This window comes from Paenibacillus sp. J22R56, assembly GCF_056269375.1.
Window position 1 is genome coordinate 58898 of the sequence record NZ_JBWDNV010000010.1, and the last position, 26177, is coordinate 85074.

27 protein-coding genes are annotated in these 26177 nt (G+C 47.1%); 11 read left to right on the plus strand and 16 right to left on the minus strand.

The window, feature by feature from the left end:
- Positions 1-134: 134 nt before the first annotated feature.
- Both AC0YNT_RS23140 and AC0YNT_RS23145 read right to left on the minus strand, forming a co-directional pair.
- Positions 135-842, minus strand: a complete 708-nt coding sequence (locus AC0YNT_RS23140) for a response regulator (RefSeq protein ID WP_475806734.1) — start codon at positions 840-842, stop codon at positions 135-137.
- Positions 835-1683, minus strand: coding sequence for a sensor histidine kinase (locus AC0YNT_RS23145; protein ID WP_475806735.1), 849 nt, complete (start codon positions 1681-1683; stop codon positions 835-837). The genes AC0YNT_RS23140 and AC0YNT_RS23145 overlap by 8 nt, the downstream gene beginning before the upstream one ends.
- Positions 1684-1880: 197 nt before the next feature.
- Here AC0YNT_RS23145 and AC0YNT_RS23150 point away from each other — a divergent pair, with 197 nt between their 5' ends.
- The 3 genes from AC0YNT_RS23150 (at position 1881) to AC0YNT_RS23160 (ending at position 4113) form a co-directional block, all read left to right on the plus strand.
- Positions 1881-2027: a hypothetical protein gene (locus AC0YNT_RS23150; protein WP_167282113.1), complete on the plus strand. Its 147-nt coding sequence runs from the start codon at positions 1881-1883 to the stop codon at positions 2025-2027.
- Between the two features lie 280 nt (positions 2028-2307).
- Positions 2308-2763 (plus strand): MarR family winged helix-turn-helix transcriptional regulator, encoded by a 456-nt coding sequence (locus AC0YNT_RS23155; RefSeq protein ID WP_475806736.1) that lies wholly within the window; start codon positions 2308-2310, stop codon positions 2761-2763.
- Between the two features lie 69 nt (positions 2764-2832).
- Positions 2833-4113: an MFS transporter gene (locus AC0YNT_RS23160; RefSeq protein WP_475806737.1), complete on the plus strand. Its 1281-nt coding sequence runs from the start codon at positions 2833-2835 to the stop codon at positions 4111-4113.
- Between the two features lie 65 nt (positions 4114-4178).
- Here AC0YNT_RS23160 and AC0YNT_RS23165 read toward each other — a convergent pair whose 3' ends face one another.
- The 7 genes from AC0YNT_RS23165 to AC0YNT_RS23195 all read right to left on the minus strand — a co-directional run bounded on the left by AC0YNT_RS23165 (position 4179) and on the right by AC0YNT_RS23195 (position 10848).
- Positions 4179-5870, minus strand: coding sequence for a methyl-accepting chemotaxis protein (locus AC0YNT_RS23165; RefSeq protein WP_475806738.1), 1692 nt, complete (start codon positions 5868-5870; stop codon positions 4179-4181).
- 226 nt (positions 5871-6096) lie between these two features.
- Positions 6097-6285: a hypothetical protein gene (locus AC0YNT_RS23170; protein ID WP_167282276.1), complete on the minus strand. Its 189-nt coding sequence runs from the start codon at positions 6283-6285 to the stop codon at positions 6097-6099.
- A 103-nt stretch (positions 6286-6388) separates the two neighbouring features.
- On the minus strand, positions 6389-6805 hold the full coding sequence (locus AC0YNT_RS23175) for a gamma-glutamylcyclotransferase family protein (protein WP_475806739.1): 417 nt from the start codon (positions 6803-6805) through the stop codon (positions 6389-6391).
- The gene (locus AC0YNT_RS23180; protein ID WP_475806740.1) at positions 6798-7595 is read right to left on the minus strand and encodes a 5-oxoprolinase subunit PxpA; all 798 of its coding nucleotides are present in this window, start codon (positions 7593-7595) and stop codon (positions 6798-6800) included. Before AC0YNT_RS23180 ends, AC0YNT_RS23175 begins: the two co-directional genes overlap by 8 nt.
- Before the next feature lie 19 nt (positions 7596-7614).
- On the minus strand, positions 7615-8703 hold the full coding sequence (locus AC0YNT_RS23185; RefSeq protein WP_475806741.1) for a 5-oxoprolinase subunit C family protein: 1089 nt from the start codon (positions 8701-8703) through the stop codon (positions 7615-7617).
- A gap of 21 nt (positions 8704-8724) precedes the next feature.
- Positions 8725-9420: a 5-oxoprolinase subunit PxpB gene (gene pxpB, locus AC0YNT_RS23190; protein ID WP_475806742.1), complete on the minus strand. Its 696-nt coding sequence runs from the start codon at positions 9418-9420 to the stop codon at positions 8725-8727.
- Between the two features lie 141 nt (positions 9421-9561).
- On the minus strand, positions 9562-10848 hold the full coding sequence (locus AC0YNT_RS23195) for a VWA domain-containing protein (protein WP_475806743.1): 1287 nt from the start codon (positions 10846-10848) through the stop codon (positions 9562-9564).
- Positions 10849-10999: 151 nt separating this feature from the next.
- Here AC0YNT_RS23195 and AC0YNT_RS23200 point away from each other — a divergent pair, with 151 nt between their 5' ends.
- Both AC0YNT_RS23200 and AC0YNT_RS23205 read left to right on the plus strand, forming a co-directional pair.
- Positions 11000-11302 carry a hypothetical protein gene (locus tag AC0YNT_RS23200; RefSeq protein ID WP_167282269.1) on the plus strand — a complete coding sequence of 101 codons (303 nt, stop codon included), beginning with the start codon at positions 11000-11002 and terminating at the stop codon, positions 11300-11302.
- A gap of 36 nt (positions 11303-11338) precedes the next feature.
- Positions 11339-11767, plus strand: a complete 429-nt coding sequence (locus AC0YNT_RS23205) for a GNAT family N-acetyltransferase (RefSeq protein ID WP_475806744.1) — start codon at positions 11339-11341, stop codon at positions 11765-11767.
- 829 nt (positions 11768-12596) lie between these two features.
- On the opposite strand, the gene AC0YNT_RS23210 is transcribed toward AC0YNT_RS23205, so the two are convergent.
- The 3 genes from AC0YNT_RS23210 to AC0YNT_RS23220 all read right to left on the minus strand — a co-directional run bounded on the left by AC0YNT_RS23210 (position 12597) and on the right by AC0YNT_RS23220 (position 15517).
- On the minus strand, positions 12597-13559 hold the full coding sequence (locus AC0YNT_RS23210; protein ID WP_475806745.1) for an aldolase catalytic domain-containing protein: 963 nt from the start codon (positions 13557-13559) through the stop codon (positions 12597-12599).
- Between the two features lie 101 nt (positions 13560-13660).
- A complete protein-coding gene (locus AC0YNT_RS23215; protein ID WP_475806746.1) occupies positions 13661-14653 on the minus strand; it encodes a hypothetical protein in 993 nt (330 codons plus the stop codon).
- 123 nt (positions 14654-14776) lie between these two features.
- Positions 14777-15517, minus strand: a complete 741-nt coding sequence (locus tag AC0YNT_RS23220; protein ID WP_475806747.1) for a GTP cyclohydrolase II — start codon at positions 15515-15517, stop codon at positions 14777-14779.
- Positions 15518-15809: 292 nt separating this feature from the next.
- Here AC0YNT_RS23220 and AC0YNT_RS23225 point away from each other — a divergent pair, with 292 nt between their 5' ends.
- Positions 15810-16142 carry a winged helix-turn-helix transcriptional regulator gene (locus tag AC0YNT_RS23225; RefSeq protein ID WP_475806748.1) on the plus strand — a complete coding sequence of 111 codons (333 nt, stop codon included), beginning with the start codon at positions 15810-15812 and terminating at the stop codon, positions 16140-16142.
- Positions 16143-16369: 227 nt separating this feature from the next.
- Positions 16370-17731: an arsenic transporter gene (locus tag AC0YNT_RS23230; RefSeq protein ID WP_475806749.1), complete on the plus strand. Its 1362-nt coding sequence runs from the start codon at positions 16370-16372 to the stop codon at positions 17729-17731.
- 85 nt (positions 17732-17816) lie between these two features.
- Here the strand turns inward: AC0YNT_RS23230 and AC0YNT_RS23235 are convergent, their stop codons facing one another.
- The 3 genes from AC0YNT_RS23235 to AC0YNT_RS23245 are packed head-to-tail and all read right to left on the minus strand — an operon-like array spanning position 17817 to position 20589.
- On the minus strand, positions 17817-18578 hold the full coding sequence (locus AC0YNT_RS23235; protein ID WP_475806750.1) for an ABC transporter permease: 762 nt from the start codon (positions 18576-18578) through the stop codon (positions 17817-17819).
- Positions 18575-19327 (minus strand): ABC transporter ATP-binding protein, encoded by a 753-nt coding sequence (locus AC0YNT_RS23240; RefSeq protein ID WP_475806751.1) that lies wholly within the window; start codon positions 19325-19327, stop codon positions 18575-18577. Before AC0YNT_RS23240 ends, AC0YNT_RS23235 begins: the two co-directional genes overlap by 4 nt.
- 26 nt (positions 19328-19353) lie before the next feature.
- On the minus strand, positions 19354-20589 hold the full coding sequence (locus tag AC0YNT_RS23245; RefSeq protein WP_475806752.1) for a DUF445 domain-containing protein: 1236 nt from the start codon (positions 20587-20589) through the stop codon (positions 19354-19356).
- An 82-nt stretch (positions 20590-20671) separates the two neighbouring features.
- On the opposite strand from AC0YNT_RS23245, the gene AC0YNT_RS23250 reads away from it, so the two are divergent.
- The 4 genes from AC0YNT_RS23250 to AC0YNT_RS23265 all read left to right on the plus strand — a co-directional run bounded on the left by AC0YNT_RS23250 (position 20672) and on the right by AC0YNT_RS23265 (position 24445).
- The gene (locus tag AC0YNT_RS23250) at positions 20672-22033 is read left to right on the plus strand and encodes a TrkH family potassium uptake protein (RefSeq protein WP_475806753.1); all 1362 of its coding nucleotides are present in this window, start codon (positions 20672-20674) and stop codon (positions 22031-22033) included.
- Between the two features lie 156 nt (positions 22034-22189).
- A complete protein-coding gene (locus tag AC0YNT_RS23255) occupies positions 22190-23416 on the plus strand; it encodes an aspartate aminotransferase family protein (protein ID WP_475806754.1) in 1227 nt (408 codons plus the stop codon).
- Positions 23417-23467: 51 nt separating this feature from the next.
- Complete coding sequence (locus AC0YNT_RS23260; RefSeq protein ID WP_441893794.1) at positions 23468-23860, plus strand: acyl-CoA thioesterase; 393 nt, start codon at positions 23468-23470, stop codon at positions 23858-23860.
- A 291-nt stretch (positions 23861-24151) separates the two neighbouring features.
- Complete coding sequence (locus AC0YNT_RS23265; RefSeq protein ID WP_167282244.1) at positions 24152-24445, plus strand: CD3324 family protein; 294 nt, start codon at positions 24152-24154, stop codon at positions 24443-24445.
- Between the two features lie 76 nt (positions 24446-24521).
- On the opposite strand, the gene AC0YNT_RS23270 is transcribed toward AC0YNT_RS23265, so the two are convergent.
- The gene (locus AC0YNT_RS23270) at positions 24522-25973 is read right to left on the minus strand and encodes a TolB-like translocation protein (protein WP_475806755.1); all 1452 of its coding nucleotides are present in this window, start codon (positions 25971-25973) and stop codon (positions 24522-24524) included.
- Positions 25974-26177: the final 204 nt, after the last annotated feature.

Sequence of the window (26177 nt, forward strand, 5' to 3'; positions counted from 1 at the left end):
CCCTGTCCGGCAGTTCTGCTTACTTATCTCCATCAAAGCTTTACTCATTTTAAAATATTATAGACACAATAATGCATATTATATGCTTTTCCTTATTTCCTTGCAACTCATGAGTTAAACAAACATGAACAGCCTTACTTTTTCAGCAGCCCTTGCTCGTAAGCATAACGGGTAAGCTGCACACGGTTATCGAGATGCAGCTTCTGCAAAATGTTCTTCAGATGATTCTTGACCGTATGCTCGGATAACCCAAAAGCCGTTGCAATTTCCTTATTCGACTCCCCCGTCACTACACGCTCAAGAATATCCTTCTCCCTCGAGGTAAGAGGTGTGGTCAGCACAGAAGAATCACTTATTCCCGGCTTAGCCCTGCTGCTTCCGTTCGCCGTGCTGCCCGTTACAGCAGATGAAAACTCCTGCAGCAGCTTAAAGGCAATCTCCTTCGACATAGGCGCTTCATCAACCACAACAGCCCGCAGGTATTCCTTCCAAGCCGAAGGGGCTAAGTTTTTAAACAGATAGCCCTGTGCCCCCCGCTTTATCGCTTCGAATAGATGGGTAATATCATCGGATACCGTGACCATGACAATCTTTAAGGAAGGGTATAGAAACTTTAACTGCTGCGTCGCTTCAAGTCCTCCCATCCCCGGCATATTGATATCCATCAGCACGAGATCAGGTAAAACATCATCGATGCGGGCGATCGCTTCCTCACCGCTCGCGGCTTCGCCAACAACGAAGAAGTCTGGATCCGAACCAATAATCTCCCGCATACCCTCTCTTCCATGAGGATGATCATCCACCAGAAATACCCGGATTAATGCTTCCTGCTCCTTATTCATTCTTTTCCCCTCCTGACATAATACGAATCCGTGTCCCTTCTCCCTTGGCACTTGTAATGTAGAACGACCAGTCCATCTGCTCCGCCCGGTCCTTCATCATTCGGATGCCATAGCGATCCTTCGCTTCGATTTCGCTTGACTCTGCCCCTACTCCGTTATCTCTTATTTCACAGTCAAAATTCCCGTAATCATCGAGCTGATGGCAAATGACCTGTACTTCTGTCGCCTGCGCATACTTCCTGACATTCATCAGTGCTTCCCGAATAATAGCTTGAAGCTCTACCATCTGTTTATTCGTCAAGACTCCTTCCGGAAGCTGCCAGTCAAGCTGAACGTGGACGCCGCTGTTTTGCAGCAAATCAGAGGCAGCACTATGGATTGCATTCAGCCAGGAATCATCTACAACAACAGCCGGAGATTGTAAATTTGCAATCGATTGACGGACATCTTCGTACACATGTTTTACCGTCTTACGGATCTGTTCTGTCGTTTCTCTTGCCTCATCGTTTAGCTCTGTATGCTCAAGCCGATCAAGCTTCACCGACAGTAAAAATAAGGATTGCGATATGCCGTCATGCAGTTCGCGCGCCAGTTGCTCACGCTGCTGGAAAGACGCTTTTGATAACCGCTCCCTTTGCAATGCCTCCTGCATCTGCTCGAGCTTGGCAAACAGCCCTCTTGTTAAAGTTAAGGTAATAAGAAATACAAGTGCAGGGGCAAGAAAGTTGCCAAGCTCCATCGAGATAAAAGGCAGCAAAAAAACATGACGCACGTACTCCCATAATCCAACCACAATCACAGGCAGCCACATGATAAAAAACTTCAGCCATTTATAAGACATCGGGTGAACCCTCCGTTTAACATCGTGAATCATTAATGCAAATAACAATTTCCCGGGTAATGTAAATTAAAAGGATAAAACAAAGATAATCTCTTCAAGTGTACTAAACGCCTTCGTAAAGAACAACGAGCGATTCGTATAAGAAACCCCGCCCGCGAGCAGAATGAGGAATATATGTGAAGATTGGAGGAATAACGGTGATGACAGAAACTTATTTTAAACTTGCAGAGCTTGGGAGTCATGTAGATGCTCTAGAGGAGATTCGCAATTTGGAGCAGAAGCTGACGGATCAATTCGGCTCTACAATCAGCTTAATCGCTTATGAGGCAGAGGAGGACAACTAACTTAACAGATATGATACCGGCATAAATTACGCATCCATTGGCTGGAGTGAGGTTGCCTCACTAAAAGTGAGGTCTTCCTCATATTTTGATTTTTTAGCATAGTTGAGAAGGTCTTTAAAGCGAAATGACTCACTCATTAAATAGTGTAGTTCCATCACTAATGTCCTTATGGGCATTTTCCATCCTCCGCAAAAATTCTATTGACAGAGTCCCCTTTTTTTTTTATTTTAGTTGTACATACAAAATAGAAGTCATCACATATACGAGGAGGGCATATCGTATGACAAACGAGAACCTCACGAACGAAGCCGACGATAACGAGTCTTTTTTGCATAATTGTCTCTATTTCACGACGAATCGCTTGAGCAGAGCCATTACCCGCATGGCTGACGAAGCTTTCGCAACAACGGGGCTTGCTCCTGCATACGGCTATGTAATCCGGTTGGTTGTAGCAAAGCCTGGCATTACGCAGAAGGAATTGTCCGAGAAGCTGTATATCACTCCCTCCACCCTCACTCGATTCATCGATAAGCTGGAAAGCAAACGTCTCGTGGAGCGCAAGGTACAGGGCAAGACGGTCCTTGTCTACCCTACAGAGAAAGGCCGGGAGCTGGAACCAACTATTCGAGCCGCTTCCAAGAAGCTTCTTCAAACGTATCAAGACATTCTTGGTGTCGAAGCTGCTGTACTGTTGACCCAAACGCAAGAGTCGACGAGTGATCAATTAGAGAGATAAATTAATTTCTTGTATTATCAAATTTTTTTAATATTACGTTTGTATGTACAAACAAAATTGAGGTGTGAAATGACGAATCGAGTACAAGTAAAAAGCAAGTTTTATTACGGCTGGATTGTCGTTCTGCTTACTTTCGTTACCCTGTTAGTATCCGCAGGTATTCGCTCCATGCCAAGTGTATTCATGATTCCCTTCCAAGAGGAATTTGGCTGGAGCAGAGGCGAAATCTCCAGTGTCGCTTCAATTGGGATCTTACTTTATGGGCTTGTTGGTCCCTTCTCTGCTGCCCTCTTGCTTCGCTTCGGGATTCGGAAGGTTGTCCTGCTGTCTCTGTCGATATTAGCGGCAAGCCTTGCGGTTACGCCATTCATCACTGCTTTATGGCAGTTTGATCTGCTTTGGGGTCTTGTCTCCGGTCTTGCAACAGGCATGATGGCCAACGTGCTTGGTGTTACCGTCAGCAATCTATGGTTCGTCAAGCGTAAAGGTCTTGTTGTTGGACTATTGACGGCAAGTGCTGCTGCAGGGCAGCTGTTATTCCTGCCGCTTCTGGCTAGGATGACCTCCGATTATGGCTGGCGATATGCGATGTATACAGCGGTAGCCGGCATTGTCGTCGTATTTGTTGTTGTAGCCATATGGATGAGGAATCATCCTTCCGATGTTGGTGCTGCTCCTTATGGAACGGATGAAGTGGTTGCTCCAACGCCATTCCGAGGCAATTTATTTCTTACTCCTATTCATAATCTTGTCTTTGCTATGAAAAATAAAACGTTCTGGCTGCTCGCAGGCACCTTCTTCTTTTGCGGATTTTCAACGAATGGTTTGATAGGCACTCATCTTATTGCCGCCTGCGGCGATCACGGAATGGTTGAGGTTGCTGCTGCAGGTCTGCTGGCGATGATGGGTATATTTGACCTATTCGGAACGACCATCTCCGGCTGGTTGTCCGACCGCTTCGACAGCCGCTGGCTGTTATTCTGGTACTATGGCTTACGGGGTTTGTCACTGCTGTTCCTTCCATTCGCTCTTGATGCTACTCCAGCTATGCTCGTTATTTTCTCGGTGTTCTACGGGCTTGATTGGATTGCAACAGTACCTCCAACCGCCAAGCTTGCTGGTGAGACTTTCGGAAAAGAAAAATCAGGCATGATCTTCGGATGGATTGTTGTTGCCCATCAGATCGGCGCTTCAGCAGCCGCATATGGCGCTGGGCTTATGCGAGATTGGCTTGGCACCTATTCGCAGGCTTTTGTAATCGCCGGCTTTACCTGCTTCTTCGCTTCCTTAATGGCTATTCGTGTTAAAAGACATTTTGTGGAACGCAAGGATCCTGCTGTTCAAGCTTAAGCTTAATGATTGTATATAAAAATCCGGCTGTCCCTTTATTAGGGATAGCCGGATTTTTTTCAGCATTACACCTTAAATTTCTCGATCTCCAATTGCAGCTGCTCCGCCATTTGAGATACCGATTGAGCAGCACCAGTAACCCCTTTCATCGATTCCAGCTGCTCCTCCGTTGAAGCAGATACTTGCTGCGCACCGGAAGCCGTATGCTCCGATACCTCCGTAATGGATTTCATCGATTGTACCATCTGCTCGGCACCAGCTGCCATTTGCTGCACAGAGGAAGATACCTCTTGGATCTGTGAGGTCACCACATTAACCGATTGCTGAATGGATCCGAAGGACTCACCTGCTGTATGTACCAACCCGATTCCTTGGATCACTTCCTTCTTCGCCGTATCCATCGAATGGACTGCTCGGCTAGTCTCTTCTTGAATGGATGCAATCAAATCTGAAATCTGCTGGGACGATATGCTCGACTGCTCGGCTAATTTCCGGACTTCCATTGCTACAACAGCAAAGCCGCGCCCCTGCTCACCTGCTCTTGCTGCCTCTATTGCTGCATTTAGTGCAAGCAGATTGGTCTGCTTGGAGAGGGCCGTAATGACGCCGCTGATTTGTCCGATTTCCTGTGAACGATCTCCAAGTCCTCCTATAACTTCAGCAAGCTCATTCACCGATAGCGATATCGCATTCATTTGTCCGATGACGGTTTGGATCGAATCCGTCCCTTCCGATGCTTTCGAGTAGGCATCAAGAGTCGAATCTGATACCACTTGCGTATTACGGGCAATTTCCTGTGCGCCTACCGATATTTCATAAATCGTCTTGGACGCTTCTTCGACCGTATTGAACTGATTCTCTACTCCTGTTGCAACAGTCTGCATGGTTACGGCAATTTGTTCAGTCGCAAGTGTAGTCTGCTCAGCGCTTGCAGTCAGCTCTTCGGCTGAGGCTGCAACTTGACCTGAATTAACGCTGACCTTCTGAATCAGCTCTCTAAGATTACGGCGCATCTGCTTAAAGGAAACGGCTAAATCGCCGATTTCATCTTTATTCTTAATACGCAGCTCCGTTGAAGTTAAATCGCCTGATGCAATTTTTTCCGCAGCCTTAGAGAGCTCCACAACCGGTTTACTAATTAATCTACCTATATACAACGCAACCGCTAGTCCTATAATAATGGCGAAAAGCCCGAGTAATAACATGGAAGTTTTGGTGCTCTCCACTTGTTGTTCCGTATCATGATGACCATCATTCATAACTGTTTGTTGATAAGCCGTTAGTTCGTCCATCTTGCTGTCGAAGGCTGAGGCAACCTCATGCCCTTGTGTCGTAACCAGCTTCAAGTATTCATCCGTCTTGTTCTGATCCTTCAATTGCATCTCCTGGATTGCAATATCATGGAATTGAGACTCCAGCTCGATTAGCTCATGCATCAGCTCGTTCGCTTTCGGAAGAGCGATTATTGCTGTTAGATTATTACTAAGCTCCAGGAAGTTATCATGGGCTGCTTTGAAATTTTGTGCCGATGCTTCGTCCTTCACGATCAAGTAACCCCGGGCATTAAGCTGCTCCTTCTTGAGCGCTACGTTTAGTTCCTGAATCAATATCAGCTTCTTTGCCTTGTCATCGATTAACTTCCCATAAGCCTCATCTACGGATGTAATTTTGGAATATCCAATAAATACGATTGCTGTCAAAATGACGAGTATGGCTAAAAATCCCATGAATAATTTTCTGCTTACGGTCAACTTCATTACTACACCTCTTGTCGGGTAATGGTTCTAAAGCGGCTGCGATTCATGCTGCAAATTGGTTATTGTTATATATCCACCTCTTCCAAAATTAACCTCATTAATAATCCTTATTTTAGGAGATATGACCTATCTTGATCTAGTACAAAATTTGGGATTTTTAGACTTTAGGAGCATAAAAAATGGAGAACATGCCAACTTGGCACGTTCTCCATAAAATTTCATTCACTTATTTTAAAAACTTGACCAGATCGAGCTTGACCTCTTCCACCCAGACATCGGTAATTTCGGCATCCCTGAAATATTTCCAGCCCTCATAGTAGACCTTCGTCATATAGACGGATACATCAAATCGCCCCATAGGGAATGTTACCTTATAACCTTCAAAGAATTCTCCTGTAATACCATCTTCAGTCATAGTTAACCTCTCCCCGATCCCTATCAAATCTCATACATAATATCTAATTTTAGGAGATTATTTCATTGGAGTCTAGCGAAAAATTAACACTGCGTGAAAGCTATTATTTACCAGTAAGTTTATTCAAATAATCGGGCCAATAGACTTCCACAACAGGCGGGCAGCCGCGGTCTTCCGGCCATATATAGACCCAGCCCTCCAGATTGGGATGATGAATATCACGCACCCAGATTCGCTCATAGTCGTTTAGTTCCTCTATCCCGTAAAATTCCTCAAGTTCATCCAATAGGACCAGCCCACTAGGGTCAATCGTTAACCAAAGGCCTTGAATAACAGAAGTGCTATTCCGGGAAGTTTGATCCCTGACTGCTGCAGGATATTCTCCTACATCCACGAGTCTGCCTGGAATAGTTCCACTGATGGTTTCCCTTATGTATGGCAATACAACATGATGGTTGCTAAGACCCGGGAGTAAGGAGCCATATACAAACACTCTCACTCCTAGCTGCCGCTTATTCACGCAGCGTCCTGCTTGGAGACTGGAGAGTAATACCGGCCGCTATTAAAGCCTCTTTAATACGGGAAGCAAATAGGGCAGCGTGAGCACCATCCCCATGCAGGCAAATGGTATCCGCCTGAACATGGACGGGTAAACCATCCGGCGTATAGGCGATTCCTTGCGCAGCCATTGCTACCGCCTGTGCCGCGGCTTCGTCAGCATTATGAAGAACAGCCCCTGGCTTGCTGCGAGCGGCAAGACTGCCGTCTGGTTCATAGGCCCGGTCTGCAAATACTTCAGAGGCATAGGGGATTCCGAAATGTATCGCTGTATCGAGTAAAAGACTTCCGGATTGACCGTAAATGATAAGCTGATCATCTACAGCCAGAGACGCCTTGATGATCGCTTCGGCAATTGCCTTATCCCGGCCTGCCATATGATAGAGAGCCCCATGCGGCTTCAGATGATTAAGCCGTCCGCCCGATGCCCGTACGATAGCTTGCAGTGCACCAAGCTGGTACAACGTGAAATCATATACTTCAGAAGCGCTGACCGACATTTCTCTGCGGCCAAAGCCAAGCCGGTCCGGAAGGCCGGGATGCGCTCCAATGGCAGCACCAGCGGTAAGTGCTTGATTGACCGCTGTGCGCATCGTATGAGGATCGCCGGCATGGAAGCCGCAGGCGATGTTAACGCTGGTGACATATTGAAGCAGCTCCGCATCCTGCCCAAAGGTGTAGGTGCCAAAGCCTTCTCCAAAATCACAGTTCAGATCAACTGTGCGGATAAGTGAATTCTGGTCGCTTGTCATAATTGATCTCCTTTCTCTATTAAGGCTGACGGCTGCGAATAGCAGCAGCCAGCATGCAGATGTCCTGCTCGCGCTGACGATCCAGCCACTGTGCTTCGGCTAGCGTGACAGGCTGAAACCGGATCGCATCACCCGGTTTCGCCTGCGCCAGCAGCGGCATGTCGACCGTTGCGACATGCGCGATCTTCGGATAGCCGCCGGTCGTCTGGCAGTCGGCGGCTAAGATGATTGGCCCGCCGCCGGGCGGCACCTGCACGGCGCCGGGCGTTACCCCGTGCGAGAGCAGTTCCGCACGGGACAGTCTTGTAAGCGGGGTGCCGATGAGGCGGCACCCCATCCGGTCTGAGGCGGGAGCGATGATATATCGCTCCCGGAACAGGGCTTCACGGGCAGCTTCGCTGAACTGCCCGTGTTCGCTCCCCGGCATCGCGCGAAGCACGATGCCGTCTTCGCCGTCGCCGCCGCCATAGGCTGCCGGCGGCGCAAACCATGGCGCGGCCGCCCACGGCAGGCGGCGGCCCGCGCCTTGCGGCGCGGTTGCGGCGGCTTCGCCAAGCCGCGACAGCGCCGCTAGCCATGCAGCTGCCCACCGGGACGGGGCAGCTGAGCTTTGCCCTGCGCCGCAGGGCAGGGCATCGCCGGCGGCAAGGCGCCGCCCGGCGAGTCCGCCCAGCGCGGCGCGCACATCGGTGCTGCGGCTGCCGAGCTCACGCGGCACACCAAAGCCCCCGGCTGCCGCCACGTAGACGCGGCAGCCACTGACAGCGCGGCCAAATCGCAGCACCGCGCCACGCGGCACAAAGACCGGCCGCCACATCGGCAGCTCTTCCCCATCAACTGTAGGTTCCATGTAGGCACCGCAAATGGCAATAAGCAAATCGGTATCAATCGCCAATTCAGGACCAACAAGCGTTATTTCCAGACCTGCCTCACCTTCCTCGTTACCTACAAGCAGATTAGCGATCCGCAGGGCATAACGGTCCATTGCCCCTCCGCTCGAAATCCCGGATGAACGGAAGCCGTCTCTTCCCAAATCCTGAAGGGTTGTGAGCAGCCCGGCCTTCACTACTTTCATGCCGCCGCTCAAACCTTCCGCTTCCAATTCCATACCGATCACCTCTCTCGTCAGTTACATAGGAATAAACCTGATGCGGTCGCCTGCTCTTAGAAGCACCGGCTCACTTCGTTCTTTATCAAACAGCACGATTGGTGTATAGCCAATGATCTGCCAGCCACCTGGCGTTGCGAGGGGATAAATCCCGGTCTGCTTACCGGCTATGCCAACCGATCCAGGCGGAACGACAGCGCGGGGCGCTGATTTGCGAGGCTGCTCAAGCTGCTGAGGCAAACCGCTCAAATAAGGAAAACCCGGCATAAAACCAATCATAGCCACCGTATATTCCGCTTTAGCATGCTCTTCAATAAATTGATCAGCCGTCAGGTCTGAACGAGCTGCCGACTCCAGCAAATCTGGCCCATACCGTCCGCCATAATAAGTTGGAATATCAATCTGCCGTGACTGAATTTCCCGGTCCGAATCCAAAATACCTCTGGCAATAAACCCTCTTAGCTTTCGCTCCGCCAATTCATACGGTACGAGGTCTTGCGTCTTAGAACCTTTCCCAATCTCCTGCCATAGCACAGAAGGATCATACAAAACCGTCACCGTTTCATATGCGGGTACAACATCAACAATCCAACCTTCGGCTTGCTGCCTCAAGGCCCATGCAAAATCAGCCATTTGCATCCAGCTGTCCGCATCTGCAGCTTGTTCCAGTTGAACGACAACCGCCCGGTCGCCAAGCGGCGTTAGTTGAACCGTCATTTCCACCAGCTCCCGACTCTGTTCTTTTCATACATTGTAAAAGAAAACCTGCACGACGGCTATCCTGCACAGAGAAAAAGAGATCGCCCCTTATACCAAGCCTGCTGGCTTCGGGTCGATCTCTTACAAACCTCAATTTATCTACTCCACATAACGATTAATGACCTCTACAAGCAGATCATTAAGCAGCTTTGTCTCATATTCCCCAACAGCCGGCTCCAAATGATCACTTCCGATCCCGCTGTCATCGGTCAGGAACAAGTATGTTCCTCCTGTTGCAACAGCCGCAAACCGCAGTAAATACTCCGTATCGATATCAATACCGCTGGACGCAACCGGTATTATTCGAATACCTTCTTTCGCTGCTTCAGCCATCACGCTGTGCATCTCTTGGATTATTTGAGTCTCTTGATGTGGAGGGGCATCCAGCACAAGGAATAGCAGCCTCGCCCGCGCGTTTTCGCTCCATTTATGCTCACTGATAGCATTCCGCAAAGCCTGCTCTACAGCCTCGGGATAATCCCCGCCTCCCTGCGCTTTCTGCTGGGCAATAAGCTGAACAGCTTTATCGATATCCTTTGTAAAAGGATTCGCCTTCACGACATAGTCATCATGAACATCACGGTAAAAATTCGTACTCATCTGTATATCCAGCTGATTCGCATGTTGATCGCCTACCCGGCTGATCACATCCTTCAGCTCTGCTTCCAAATAATCCATCTCATCCTGCATGGAGCCGGTCGTATCCACGACAAACATAACATCAACTTGATCGGAGATGGACATTTCATCGTCCAGATCAACCTTTAACGTACCTTGTCCAGGGACATCAATATCCTGAATCCGCTTTTTTTGCTGGTCAGCCATTACCTCGACGGAATAACGAGTTCTTTGATCGTTCTGCTGCTGATTATCCTGGAATAATCCAGCAAAGAGGTAAGCCCTTCCGTCAGCATTCGTTCTCGCTTCCCATACGACGTCTTTCTGCTGCCCGATCAGCTTTACCTTCGCGTCAGATACGGCCCGGCCATCCGAAGTAACCATCACCTCAAGCCGGTTGAAGCTATTGAACTGCCAATCGGTTAAGCTGATACTCCCCTCCCTGCTGTTCATTAAATTATCGAACCGCTCCCAAGCCGCAAGATCATCCCACTCGCCTGCTGTAAGCTGTCCTGCTTGAATAGGAACATCCGACGATCCCTGCCTGCGGACTTCTTCTGTTGCCTTAGTAGGTTCTTCAGCTCGGCTTTCTTCCGTGTGTCCCCGGTCATCCGCAGATGTATTTGATGCGCTGCTGTTTGAACCAGGCGCACCTTTGTTCGCTGCATTATTGTTACGTGACGAAGAACAACCTCCCAAAACAAGTAATGCAATAAGCGTAAAAATCATCATGGTCATGAGCTTGCTTTTTGTTTGTAGTTTAAGCATTTTCCACAACCCCCTTTTTTTGTTAATTAGTAAGACGAAGGAAGGCTGGTGATTGTTGCATTAACCGGCAATGAACATTACAATCAAAAGCAGACATCACGGCATACATTTTTTCCACGCCGTTCTATGTCGTTCATGGAGGGCTGCAATAATGGAAACCATTCAATTAAAGGACATTGAAATTGTATACCAACAGCAAATGAAGGAGCTTCCGTTTCAGACAGCCGAGCTTGTATTAGTGTCGGATTACGGCTCTCGGCTTTGGTATGTGGATGTTAATGGAGTAAAGGATATCGAGCTGCTCGAGTGGTTTGGACAAAGCGAGGATATTCGAATCGAGCTTTTCGCAACAGCTCTGGACGGACGAACCTTTAACGGAACCGCTTACCTGCATCCGAATGAGCCTCATCAGGCTGCAGCCATTCGAGGCGACGGAGAGCTTCGCGAAACTTAATGCTTTTTTGTACATATGGAAGGAGAAATCTACATCATGACCATTACATCGAGAGTTATTACCAATGAACAAGATATGCAAGCAGCCTTTGATATCCGTAAAAAAGTGTTCGTTGACGAACAAGGCGTCCCTGCTGAGAACGAATACGATGAATTCGACGCAACAGCCAAGCATGTGCTTGTCCTTTACAATGGCGAACCTGTTGCTACAGGTCGCCTAAGAGAGGTCGATGGCGCTGCCAAGTTGCAGCGTATCTGCGTACTTGAATCCCATCGCAAATACGGCCTTGGCCGCGCAATCGTCGAGGCACTCGAATCGGCAGCTCGTGAAGCCGGTCTAAAGGAAGCCAAACTAAACGGCCAGACACATGCTGAAGCCTTCTACGCCAAACTCGGCTACCACACTGTCTCCGACATCTTCATGGAAGAGGGCATCCCCCACGTCACCATGAAAAAAAAGCTGTAAAACTAACTTCGGTTTCACCAAGGAGCTGCCTGTATCAGGCAGTTCCTTTCTCTTTCCCGTCCCCCATCCTCCTAACGCCTCACCATTCACCAGCATTCACTAGTATTTTCTAGTCTCCTCTGTTCGTCACAGCTCCCCACAGCCTTATCGTGTCCACACCAACTAATTTTGTTCTTCTCCTGCCTAAAACTGTCCACTTCATCTCCCATCAAGCCCCTTTTCAACCTTGATCAGAGCGCTAATGAATCGTATGAGTCTTATTGGGGTCAATTTGCTAAGAGAAAATTATAACGAATCCTGATATCGTTATTTAGCCGATTGGCGGCAACAAACGAGGTAAAAAGTCTTAATAGCGTGTCTAGGGTTCGTTAGAATCCGCAGAGAGGCTCTTTTGAGCAAATAAGAATATCAGGATTCGTTAGAAGCGGAATAGAGTAAAGTTTGTGATGGTTCTCTCACACCACCCTTTTCGGCAATTTCCAAACCTGCAGCGACAGTGTTGCAGGAGCTCCCAATCGAACCCAGTAAGAGAGGGGCGGATCTTTTATCCGCCTGCCTGCGGCAGAGCCACGCAGGCATATCCCAACTGTCCCATCACAAAGGGGCTGCCTATTTTAAGGCAGCCTCTTTATTGGGGTTGTGTGCGAAGTGAGGTAATGTATCTCTGGAGGAGCGTCAGCGCCTGCCTTTGGTGTCGTGGGATAACCTTATACAATTCAAATCAAATCCCACGACACCAACAGCAGCCGGAAGAGAAACATTACCGCCCTGAGCATGCATTTAACATCCCAAATAAAAAAGGCCGCCTTAACCAAGGCGGCCCATCCCACTATTTACTGTGTGCAACCTCAGGAGTCGTCAAACGATCGTAGAAGTCGACACATTTATCTTTGTCTTCGGAATCGCGAAGCGCCATTGCCGAACGAGGATGCTCATCGAGCATACCTGTGATCATGTAAGGGATAATGTAGCCCCACTCTTCCTTCTCACGAAGTGGAAGCATGTATTTCTCGATCATGTCGAGAAGCGGACGTACATTGTATTTTACATTTTGCAGGTTAGCTACAAGCAGCTCCGTGTTGCAGTTACCTGCAGCGCGGCCCATGCCGTATACCGAAGCATCCAGCAACTCCACACCTTTTTCAACAGCAATCAGCGTATTAGCGAAGGCAAGCTGCATGTTGTTATGTGTATGAATGCCAAGACGTTTGTTTGGCAAATGATGTTGGAATTTCTCAATCAGGTAGCTGTAATCGTTAGGCTTCAAGCTGCCGTACGAGTCAACGATGTATACAACATCAACTACGCTCTCTTTAATTAGTTGGAACGCTTCAATCAGTTGGTTTTCCATTACATTAGAGAGCGCCATGATGTTAAGCGTTGTTTCATAACCGCGTTCATGGAATAGTTGAACCAACTCAAGAGCCTTGTCCACATCTTGGATGTAGCAAGCTACACGAATCAGGTCAAGCAAGCTTTCGCTGCGCGGCAAAATGTCATTCTCGTCTACACGTCCGATATCTACAAGTGCGGACAGTTTTGTGTTGCCTTTGCTTGGGATAACTTCCTTCAGGAAGTTGTCATCCAGGAAACGCCAAGGGCCTGCTGTGTCTGCACCTTTCAACAGCTTTGGTGAGTTTTTGTAGCCGATTTCCATATAATCTACGCCAGCTTCGTCCAATGTTTTGTACAGATGCTGAACGAATTCAACGCTGAAATCCCAGTTATTCACAAGTCCGCCGTCGCGGATCGTACAATCGACAATTTTACAATGGCTAGTTTTTGTGTTCATGTTCTACTCCTTCTAGTTTTCGTATGTTACATCCCATCATACTTGAAAAGAATGCGGAACGCAAAATAATTTTGTCGTTTTTTGGATGAGTTAGAGCCGGATTACAACAGACTTTTCGCTGCCGTCCGATAGTTTTTCTGGAACTGCTCCACCTCCGGCAGAAGCCTTTTCCCGCTTGGCCCCTGGATCAAAACAACGTCTTTGGATGCAGCCAGTATGTGCAAAAAACGATCAGCCATTTTTGCAGTAACTGTATCCGGATTTTCGCTTGTTATTTTCACATAACTGGCCTTAACCTCTGGTACCACCTTTAAGGTTTCAGAGTTGGCTATTGGTGTATTCGGAAGACCTTTCAAATACATGCTTAAATACCGGTCCAAATAGAGGTCTTCCACTTCCTGATATTCCGGCGATTCAGGATAATCCCGCAGGAAGGTTTCTGCCATAATGGCTCTATTGGAGAGTTCATTCCAAGAAACGACAAGTCCGGCATCCATTGCAGCAGGTTCGCTCGATTCAGCCGCTTTCAGAGCAATATAGCTGTTTAAAGGCTTGGACAAATACGTGCTGTATATTTGCTGACTGCTGTAATCCACGATCGGATAAATAGAGCCTTCCACCCATACCAGCTTATAGCCGCCGGATAACTTCGTCACAACAAGCTGTCTGATCGCATCATCCGGTATGGATGCTGCATTCGCTGATGTAATCGGCCAGTCCATCTCAGTTAGAACCTTTTGCACATCATCGGCAAAAAAAGCCTGCTGCGACCGCTCCAGATCCTTGCTATAAAACGTATAGAGCTCCCTCACCATTTGATCAGCATTATTCTGCCCTGCTTTATTCATATTCTCATTCAGGAAAGAAACAATATCCGATGCTTCCTTGGCACTGCTGACCACGGTATTAAATTTTTGAATAAGCGCATCCTGATCTGCACTTTTCTCTACCGCTTCATCAGCACCCGGCTGCTCAGACCTTAATTCTTTATTTGCAATTGGTTCATCGGACTTTCCTTTACTGCATCCCATGAGTCCAATGGCGATCCACATAGACAGCAATATATATAATGACTGTTTTAAATGACCATTCATACACACCCAACCTTCCGTTCCATATAGTGTATGCCAGATTGAGCATATCCATTAGACGACTGGATATATGGTTTGGTTTCGGTCCGGCAGCAAAAAAAACAGGCCGATCACTCGGCCTGTTGCTTATTTCAAGGCTAATTTCCGTTCGAAATGACCGGAACGGACAACTTTTGTTGATAAATATTTCTCATTATGAACTGAAGCTTCTCCCCATAGCGGCACTCGCGATAAAATATTCATTCCCGCATCACGCAGCGCTTCCACTTTACGAGGATTATTCGTAATGATGGACACCGGCGCTTTCCGCAGCAGCTTCAGGACGCTGATCGCCTGGCTGTAATCACGAGCATCTTCAGCAAAACCAAGCTCAAGGTTAGCATCTACTGTATCGAGCCCTTCCTCTTGCAGCAAGTACGCCATTGCTTTGCTGAATAGACCAATTCCGCGTCCTTCATGGTTCGCCAAGTAGAATAAAGCACCCGCTCCATTTGCAATGATCATCTTCATCGATTGCTTAAGCTGGAACCCGCAGTCGCATCGCTGACTTCCGAAGATATCTCCGGTATGACAAATGCTGTGCATACGGATCAGTGCTTCTTCCTCATGCTCGAAATCACCGTAGACAAGTACGCTTGATTGCTGGAATTCCGCATAATGTACGGCGTTAAGTTCCGTAATAAGTTCTTCTACCGATTCATTCGTATGATTGTCTCGACGCAGCCAGCTATACCATTGGAACGTAACCGTCTCGCCGTCCAGATCCACCGGCAGCTTAATTGGACCAACGACATGGATAGCATGGTCACCATTGTCGATTGTTTTAATTTTATTTTTTAATATCGATAAGATATGTTGTTTAGTCATCTATCGCACCTTCTTTTTTTAGCTGAATAATAAACCACGAATAATGGACCAAAAACTTGCAGTGAATACCAGTATATTGAGATTTAAGCATAAGCGCAACAGGCAGCTGGTCCTTTATGCCATTGGCCTACATCCGCCAGTATGGAAAAAATTATTGAATTCTTCGTTACTATTAGTAACTAATTATAAATTCATAAACAAGTGACGTCAAGTTACAAGCCTGACAAAAGTTTGCTTGTATTCATTTAACATAGTGACTATAATGAAATGGAATTCAATCGAGGTGATCTTTATGGAGCAATCTAACCTTTGTCCGCGTCTGCAGAAAGGGATGGATCTCATTGGAAAACGTTGGATCTGCTTAATTATATACCAACTGTTATCCGGGCCGCAGCGTTTCTGCGCCGTTCAAGCCGCTCTTCCAATCAGCGGCAGGCTGTTATCCGAGCGCTTTAAGGATTTGGAGAACGAAGGAATCGTAATCCGGGTCGTCTATCCGGAAATTCCTGTCCGCATTGAGTATTCCTTAACAGAGAAAGGGCGAGCATTGGAGCCAATTGTTCGGGAAATTCAGAAGTGGTCTCAAGAGTGGATTAATCAGGATCAGGCAGCAACCCTTTCTTAATAAACCTTTTTAGAAGCTTGTTCTTTCCTCTATGGAAAGAGCAGGCTTCTTTTGCTTCATAAATAGCGGAATTATAGATTAATAGAATCATCTGACTAGTACACTCTTTTAAGAAGGCACATATTAATATACTATCAATATCTACTAGTGATAGTTGTAGTAGATAAAAAGGATGGAAGGAGGAAGGAACCGCATAAGTAATTTGACCGAATTGAGGTGATTCTTACATGCAATCTGCTGCGGTTTCAATTACACTAATTTCCTTTGTCTTTACTTTACTGCTTATTCTTTGGAGACCAAGGGGATTAAACGAGGCTATACCTGCAACCTTTGGCGCTATTCTTGTTATTCTAAGCGGCGCGGTATCGATGCAAGATGTTTTGCAAATAACCACAACGGTAAGCGGTGCAGCTATAACGATTATGGCAACGATTGTAATGGCCATTGTATTAGAAAGCTTTGGCTTTTTTGTTTGGGCTGCCGAAGGACTAGCTATACGGGCACGTGGCTCGGGGATCCGTTTGTTCTGGTATGTCAATCTCCTATGTTTTCTAATGACCTTATTCTTCAATAATGATGGAAGCATCCTTATTACTACCCCAATTTTGCTTATTATGCTGCAGCATCTAGGGCTGAAAACCCGCCAGAAGATTCCCTACTTATTGTCCGGAGCATTAGTCGCCACCGCTTCAAGCGCACCAATAGGGGTAAGCAATATCGTTAACCTAATCGCACTCAAAATTGTTCATATGGACCTGTACATGCAGACCTTAATGATGTTTGTACCTGCAACACTTGGCCTGCTGTTCCTCGTTACTCTGATGTTTATTTACTTTTACCGGCAATTGCCAAAGAAAATTCCACTATCAGTCTCCATCCCTCAGCATCCAATAGCCAGTCATCCTCTTCGCCACTCTATCGATGATCGTTCCAGCCGCAAATTCAGTAATCGCTTTATGGGATATGTCTTATTATTTGTTTTTTTCGTTCGATTAAGCTTATTTGCCGGCTCCTATTTCCACCTCCCAATCGAATGGATTGCGGTTGCCGGTTCTTTACTCTTGCTTAGCTGGCGCTGGATTTATCTGAAGATGCCGCCTAAGGATATTCTCACCAAAATCCCATGGCATATTCTTATCTTCGCTTTTGGCATGTACGTTATTATTTATGGCTTAAATAATATAGGATTAACCAACATGCTTATCCATGTCTTCCAACCACTTGTTTCAGGGGATCTGTTGAATGCAAGTTTATTGATGGGCGGGCTTATTTCCCTGCTATCTACTTTCTTTAATAATCACCCTGCACTTATGGTTGGCACCATGACTCTGACCCACATGGATCTGGACCCTCTTACGCTGAAAATCGCTTATCTGGCCAGCGTCATTGGGAGTGATATCGGATCACTGCTTCTTCCGATCGGGACACTTGCATCACTCTTATGGCTGCACATTCTAAAGCAATTTAAAGTGAAATTAAGCTGGAAAGATTATATAAAGGTGACTTTAGTCGTTATCCCGCCTACTGTCATATTTACACTGGTTTGTTTGGCTCTTTGGGTTACCTGGCTGTACCCACTCATTAAGTAACAAGTTTTTAGGTATTCGCATCCTTCTTGACCAACCCGAAGGTTTTATCTTCATTTCACTCATTGCTGCAAAGGATGCGAGTACCCTAATCTGCTGGAAGTACAGGCAGTAGTCTGGCATCTTTCGTAAACCAAAGCTTATAGCTGATTAAACTAAGTATCATCGCTGTCATCGCCGCTGAAGACGCTAGAACAAACATAATCAGAATCTGATATCGGACCGCCTCAATCGGATCTGCTCCCGCCACAATCATCCCCGTCATCATGCCTGGCAGCTGCACCAGCCCAACCGTCTTCATCCCGTCAATGGTCGGAATCATACTAGCTCTGACAGAACGTCGCAAAGAGCTGTGAATCGCCTGCTTTTCTGTTGCCCCAAGTGCAAGAAGCATCTCGATCTCGCCCCTCGCTGTCTCCATCTCCCGCTTCATGCGATTTAACAATAACCCGCATACGATCATAGAGCTGCCAATAATAATGCCGCTTACCGGAATGATATATTGAGGCGTTGGTGCAATAATGCTAAGCCCCAGCAAGATGCCCATTGTAACGCCTTCCGTACATGCAAGCGTAATTGCAATTCGCAGCCGAATTCCGCTTATATGCTTTGCTTTTGCCCCGGCATTCCAAGCTGCAACTAAGATCATGCCTGTAATGATGATTAGAATAAAGAACGGATTACTTGTTCCAAATACAAAGTGGAGAACATAGCCGATAAACAGCAGTTGGACTGCTGAACGCAATGTTCCGATTAAGATTTCCTTTTCCAGTCCTAGCTTCTGCTTCATGGAGATGAATGCTGCAACCGCAACAAAACATAACGTACAGATGAGCGCCATATTGCTCATGGATGCTTCACCACTTCTGTCTGCAGACCACTCATGAACTGTTTGGCCTGCTTGGTGTTCGGATGTTCGAAGAAAGCTGTTGTTTCCCCCTTCTCAAGCAAACATCCTTCCGCCATAAACCAAACTTGGTTACTGATTGCGCGAGCCTGCTCCACATCATGCGTAATCCATAAATAAGCTTTTGGCGAGTTCGTTTCTGACACCCATTCCAGCAGCAGCTGCTCTACTGCATGCTTGCTTCCTGGATCAAGCGAGGATGTTATCTCATCAAGTAGAAGAATATCCGGATTTAACATAAGAGAACGGATAAGCGCCAATCTCTGCTGCTCGCCGCCGGAAAGATCAACGGCATTCTTGCCCCAATCGAGCTGCCCGAGCCCTACAGCCTCCATATAGCGCCGGGCAAGCTCTTCTTCAAAAGGCCGATCATGCAATAGGCTGACCGTACGCAAATTATTATCGATGCTGCCCGTCAGCATAACAGGCTTCTGCGCAACGTAACTTACCTTCTTGCGCCAGCTTTGCGGCTTCCATTCCTTACTTGTTTTGCCCTCCAGGCAAATCCCGCCGTCATCCAACCTCTCAAGCCGTGCGATAATGCGCAGCAGCGTGCTTTTCCCTTGACCAGAACCCCCGATTAGAACAATGCGGTCTTCGGGGCTAATATCTGCCGTTATATCCCTGAACAGCCATGCCTTTTCCTCATCAAATTTATATTTGGATACCTTGTTTAACTGCAATAAGGACACCTGCAATTCCTCCTGCACTCTCCTAATTAGAAAAAGTAAAGGATAACGCCTACAATAAAGCCGCACACCGCACCATTCACACGAATCCATTGCAGGTCGTTACCAATCTTCTGCTCAAGCATGCTGACCAGTGCCTGATCGTCCATCTTGTTCAAATTATCACGGACAAGCAGTCCGATCCGGTAATGATTCTTCTCAATCCAGTTGACCATAAAGGACAGAATAGACTGCTCCCAGCGGTCAAGCAGCTCTTCCTTGCCTTTCGCTGCTTCTGTTAAGAAGCGGAAGCCTCTAACAAGCACACGTCCGCCATTCAGGCACTCATCTTCCAGCTTATCCAGCAGCAGTTGACGAAGCTCTTCAAGACGAAGATGAATAAACCGCTCTAGCTGGACACTTTCTGTGCTGGTTTGCAGCCACTTTTTCAGCTGAGCCATCAATTCTTCATTTGCCGACAACGCTAATGTATGCCTTTTCACCTCGTCAAGCAGCTTCTGCCTGTTCGGGTTCCCCGGAATGCTCAGCTCCTTAATACTGGATAACAGCATTCCCTGAATGATTGGACCAAGCTTTTCCGGACTCATAAAGCCAACAAATGCCTGAACGGCAAAGCCCATAAAACCGCCAACCTGCATTTCCTCCATCTTGCTGTGCGCCAGTCTGCCGAAGAATTGCTCGGTTTCCCGCTTCTTGACCCATTCCTTGCCCTGCTCTAATACAAAATCTAGAGCTTTCTCATCCCAGCCGTCGTAAGCGAATTTGTCCGTCAGCTTATCTACGATCGGAACGATATCCTGCTTGCGGACATAGTCAGCGGCAAGTTCTTGGATCTTAACGCTAAGCTTCTCGAGTGGAACCTGTTCAATGGAGGATTGGGCAAAACGAAGTACGCCGACCCGTACGCTGCGTCTGCTCAGCAAACCTACAATCGCGGACGCAATTCCTTTAAACAGCTTTAATTCTTTAAGCTTCCTGCTGATACTTTCCTTGTTTAGAAGCTCTGTTTCCATTGCGGAAATGAGTGAATTAACGATTTTGTCCCTGTTCTTAAGCAGCAATGACGTGTGTGGAATGGGAATACCAAACGGATGCCGGAACAAAGCGGTTACCGCAAACCAGTCAGCAATCCCTCCGACCAGCCCCGCTTCAAATCCACTTTCCAGCAGCATGGTCCAATCATTCTCCGGCAGCCACCATCTGGTCACAATAAATCCAATAAACATAATGGCTAGCGATAGACTCGCAATATATCTTGATTTCATGTAACTCTGTCCTCCTGTACCATTTGCCTTTATACTAATTATACCAGATAAACATAAGAACTTAGAATTTGACGAAGCTTTCATGAAAGGTGATACACGCTTGAAGAAATCCTACTGGTCGAAAATAACCCCGCCTCAACTCTTAACAGCTGGCTTTGTAATCATTATTTTGATTGGTTCCATCTTGCTATCATTGCCTTCTGCCTCAGCAGACCGAATACATACGCCATTTATTGATGCTTTCTTTACAGCAACATCGGCTGCATGTGTAACCGGGCTTGTTGTTGTGGATACGGGAACCCACTACTCTACCTTTGGTGAAATTGTCATCTTGATGCTGATGCAGGTTGGCGGTCTTGGCTTCATGACGATGGCGACATTGTTTGCTCTAGCTTTCCGCAAGCGGATCTCGCTCAGAGAGCGGCTCTGGCTTCAGGAATCGATGAGCCATACCTCGCTCGAAGGAATCGTCCGGTTTATCCGCCGCGTCCTCATTTATGCCTTTACCATTGAGGCTGTCGGGGCACTGATTCTTACGGCAAGGTGGTCAGCAATCATGCCGGTTGATAGAGCGCTCTATTACGGCGTCTTTCATAGTGTGTCGATGTTTACGAATGCTGGCCTTGATATTATGGGTCCCATTCATGGTCCCTTTAATAGTTTTACCAGTCATGTCGATGATCCAATCATCAATGCCGTGCTTATGATTCTTATTTTTCTAGGCGGCATTGGTTTTATCGTGCTTGGCGAGGTGGTTGATTATCCGAAAATACGCAAGTTCTCGCTTCACTCTAAAGTTGTGCTGACTACATCCGGTATTTTGTTCCTGGGTGGGGCTGTACTACTGTTTATATTCGAATTTACGAATACGCTGCAGCCGCTCAGCTTTACTGGCAAGCTGTTCAGTTCGCTGTTCCAATCCATCTCGCCCCGCTCTGGCGGCGCGAATACACTCGATATTGCAGCCATGCGTAATGCGAGTCAATTTCTGCTAATTATTCTGATGTTTATCGGTGCTTCTCCTGGATCGGCAGGCGGCGGTATTAAAGTAACGACCTTTGCCATTCTGATCGGAGCTGTAATCGCCATGATGCGTGGTAAAGAGGATGTCGTCTTCTTCAAGAGAAGATTAGCGAAGGACCGGGTCCATAAAGCTTTAACAATTACTGCCGTCTCCGTCGCTACTATCGTGTTGTTCACAATGATCCTAACAGCCACGGAAGAGACCGATTTCTTAACCGTCATGTTCGAGGTGACTTCTGCATTCGGAACAACAGGCTTATCGATGGGGCTTACCCCTCATTTGACCTATATCGGAAAAATATTAATTATTATCGTCATGTTCATCGGGCGGATGGGTCCGCTTACCCTGGCTTATACACTTGTTCCTACTCAATCGAAAGAGCTGTACCGACATCCCGAAGGAAAAATAATTATTGGATAATCGAACGGACATGCTGCTTATGCAGTATGTCCGTTTTTTATGTCTACGTATTAGAAAAATTTTCTTTTCTTAAAAAGCTTGGATGATTGTTGTATTATTATTCACTATGTTGTATATTAATTCACATCATAATGGATATGGAGGTTCGATCACAACATGCAAACCATGAACAAAACGACCGACAGCTTGCTCGCATCTGCCAAGCAATCGCTGCTTTATACAGCTAACCGTCCTGAAGTAGTCATGACGCGCGGGGAAGGTATGTATTTATGGGATACCGACGATAAGTGCTACTTGGATTTTATCGGGGGCTGGGCGGTGACGAGTCTAGGACATTCCCCTGCTGCCCTGCAGGAGGCTTTGACTTATCAAAGTGGTCAGTTAGTTCATGCGAGCCCTGGTTTCTACAACAAACCTATGGTTGAATTTGCGGACCTCCTAACGGAAGTTTCGGGCTTTGACAAAGTATTCTTTGCAAGCAGCGGTGCTGAAGCAAACGAAAGCGCCATTAAACTTGCCCGTAAGCATGGTGCTCTCCATTTGAATGGCGCCTACGAGATTATTACATTGACCAACAGCTTCCACGGAAGATCATTAGCGATGATGTCTGCCACGGGCAAAGAGGCATTTAAACCTTTATTTGAGCCTAAAGTTCCCGGCTTCATCCATGTACCTATAAATGATTTTGACGCCTGTTTTGCAGCCATTAGTGACCGTACCTGTGCAATTATGCTGGAGCTCGTCCAGGGAGAAGGCGGCGTTCATGCTGTCGACGGGCCATATCTGCAGGCACTGCGCAAAGCATGCGACATTTACAATATTATGCTGATCTTCGATGAAGTACAGACCGGGCTTGGAAGAACAGGCAAGCTGTTCGCTTATGAGCATTACGACATAAAGCCGGATGTGATGACCTTAGCAAAAGGGATCGGCAGCGGCTTCCCTCTGTCTGCTATGCTGACTACTGCTGAATTTGATCTGTTCGAACCGGGTGATCAAGGCGGCACTTACAGTGCGGCACCTCTAGGTATGGCGGCTGGTCATGCCGTAGTAAGTGAGATTATACGACTTGGGCTGGCAGACAATGCTGCTCTGCAAGGCGAGTTGATTAAAGAGAAGCTCACTGGTCTGTCTACGGAATACTCTATCAGCCAAGTTCGTGGCAAAGGGCTGCTTCTGGCGTTTGATGTACCGGAGGGCTCAGCTCCCATGCTGGCTGCTGAATGCTTTAAAAAAGGGCTTCTCGTCAATGCCCCTAACCAAGCTGCGATCCGGTTAATGCCTCCACTTATTGTGTCAGCTGATGATATAGAGCAAATGATCTCGATATTAGCGAATGCATTAGAAACAGTTGGTCTGAAAAACGAAGCGGTTTGTTCCTGATTTTTCACAGCGTTATAATAGTGTATATCTAAATCCGATAAGGAGAGAGCTATGGAAACGACACTATCCCTAATCGTCCGCCCTACTGAGATCGATGTGAACGGACATGTGAATAACGCTAAATATTTAGAATATCTGGAATGGGGCCGCGAGGAATGGTATGAAACAGCCAACCTCCACTATGACACCTTAAAAAAACTTGGTGTGCAGACAGTCACGGTCAATATTAATATCAACTACCGCAAGGAATGCCGGCAGGGAGATCAGCTTACGGTCATCACCCGCCCCAAATCCGTCGGCCGAACCAGCTTTGTTCTGGAGCAGTACATCTTAAATGCTGCCGATGAGCTGTGTACGGATGCGCTTATTACGAGTGTTGCTATGGATACCGAAACCCGTAAGAGCTGTCCGGTTCCGGACCCATTGCGGTTATTGTTTGAGTGAGAAAATACAAATTTAACCGTTTTCGTCCTTGCGGAATGCCTTCCTTATATGCGTTAATATAGATGTCGGGCCGACGAATTGACGGGAAAGGAGGCTGAATGCAATGATTCAGATCCAGGAGGTGGCATTCGCTTAAAGCGAATGCCCATATAGGGGGAGCCTTAGCCGGTTCCCCCTCCATTACATTTCAAATCCATGCAATTTAAAATATGAAAGGAGGAGGGTTAGCCATGTTTAACGCAAAACAAGCCAACGAATGCCAATGGAACCACAAATCGAAGGAGGGCCTCGATGGGGCGTTACAAAAACGGGAAAGATGTGCTTCCCCCCACTCTGCTTAGGCAAATACAGCAATATATTGATGGCGAATTGCTTTACATTCCGAAACAAAGCGATGAGCGTGCAGGCTGGGGACAGCTCAGCGGCACGAAAGCGCGGATCAATGATCGTAATGATGAGATCTATGCGGAATATTGCAAGGGACGGTCAATCGCTGACCTTGAGCGGGTTTACTTTTTATCCGGGGACAGCTTACGAAAAATCATATGCAAACAACAACAAGCACGTGTGATCAGCGGAAGCTGATGCAGTGCCTTTACAGCTTCACCATAAAGATAGCCTGCCATCGTGAATAACGAGGGCAGGCTATTAGCCGTTTCGGTTAACGAATCCATCTGTAGTTCATCTGGTTATCCAAGATCATTGAATCTCCTATGACCTGAAGCTCATCTCCCAGTCGCTCTTCAAACAGAGTCGTTACAGTGGATTGATCCGCTGGGTTGTAACGAGTAATTGTTGTCTGCTCACGTGTATGATTGCGAGTCGCCCATATCAATTGCGGGTCATCTGGTTTGGACAGGATAGTGATGGATGTATTCGCTTGTTCACCTGTGGGTGACCAATACAATCCCGCTTCACGGTCTATGAGCAGGAGCTGAGCAGTACGATTCACAACCGGTACCGGTGATTTTAAATCCTCCAAACGGTTGGCGGGCTTCAGCTCCGTCTGCTTGCCCGTTGTCACATCCACCATGGCGTAATGGAGATCGGTCTTACGGGGGGCCGTTCCTTCTTCTGTACGATCCAGCTGATACCAGGAAATGACCCCTTCACCCTCTTCAGAGAGCCAGCCGTTCCAGTCCACATTCGTTAAACCTTCTTTGGGCTTCGCTTGTACTTCCCATATCCAATCCCCATTCCTATCATAGACCGCCACCACTTCAGGAGCGATAATATAGGCATCTTCTCCGCCTAATATATTATCCGAGTTATCATTCAGTGTGAAAGCTAATGCTGAATATCGGCTGTCCGGGCTCCATTCGAAAGCCGGATAAGAATGATAGCCGAGCGTGTGGGGAATCTCTTTCAACAGCTTTCCATCCTGACCATACATCGAGAAATGGTGGTCTTTTTTCTCATGCCAAAACAGCTCTCCATTCGGAGAAGGTGTAAGCAGATACAACGGCCATTCATGGTTAAATTCACCCATAATTGATTGAACCTCACCATTTCCGGTATTTACGGACCACAGTCGACCGTCAGAATAGCTGTTCAAATATAGCTGACCCGTCTGATTCATCCAGCCCTTCGCAAAAAAGGACGGAGAGACATCCGGCACGGCATCAGCCGCAATTGTCTTTATTTTCCCCGTATGGACATTAAGTGATATAACATCGTACTGAACACCTTCCTTGTGGTCGCTCCGCTCCTTCGGCCGGACAAGAACAAGCTTATCTTGTGAATGAAACCCGTAGGCTCTGGCAATAGAATCAACCGAATAATCATCCTTCACGATGACGTCCGCAACGGGATAATTTTTATAACGTTGCTTGTCTGGCTGAACAATTACGACATCAAGCTTAAATCGCTTGCCATCCGGTTCATCCGTAATCCGGCGGACTAGATGTGCGATAACATTCTCGTCATTCGGTACAGGCAGTGACTGTGCGACGAAACCGTTCACTCCTTCCGAAATATGTAAATGAAAGGAGACACTATCCTCGGATTTCAACATGTTAATCTTTAGATCCCCGTACGAATTTGAACCCACGCTGCAGCCCGTTATTAGTGCAAGTACAAGTAAGATTACAATTGGTTTAACGGTAAGCTTCATCTGTTAAGCCTCCCTTTTTCATCCTGCTTATCTCTATTTCTTTAGACTGCAACTTCCAGAAAAAGGTTGCTTCACTTCCGCTTCTGTATCGCCATTGCTGCACGTTTCAATTCCTTGGTCTATGTGTATGAAAGATTTGAGGATGAGATTTCAGTCAGGTATTCACCTAAGTAATCGCATAACCGATAACTCTCTAAGAAATGC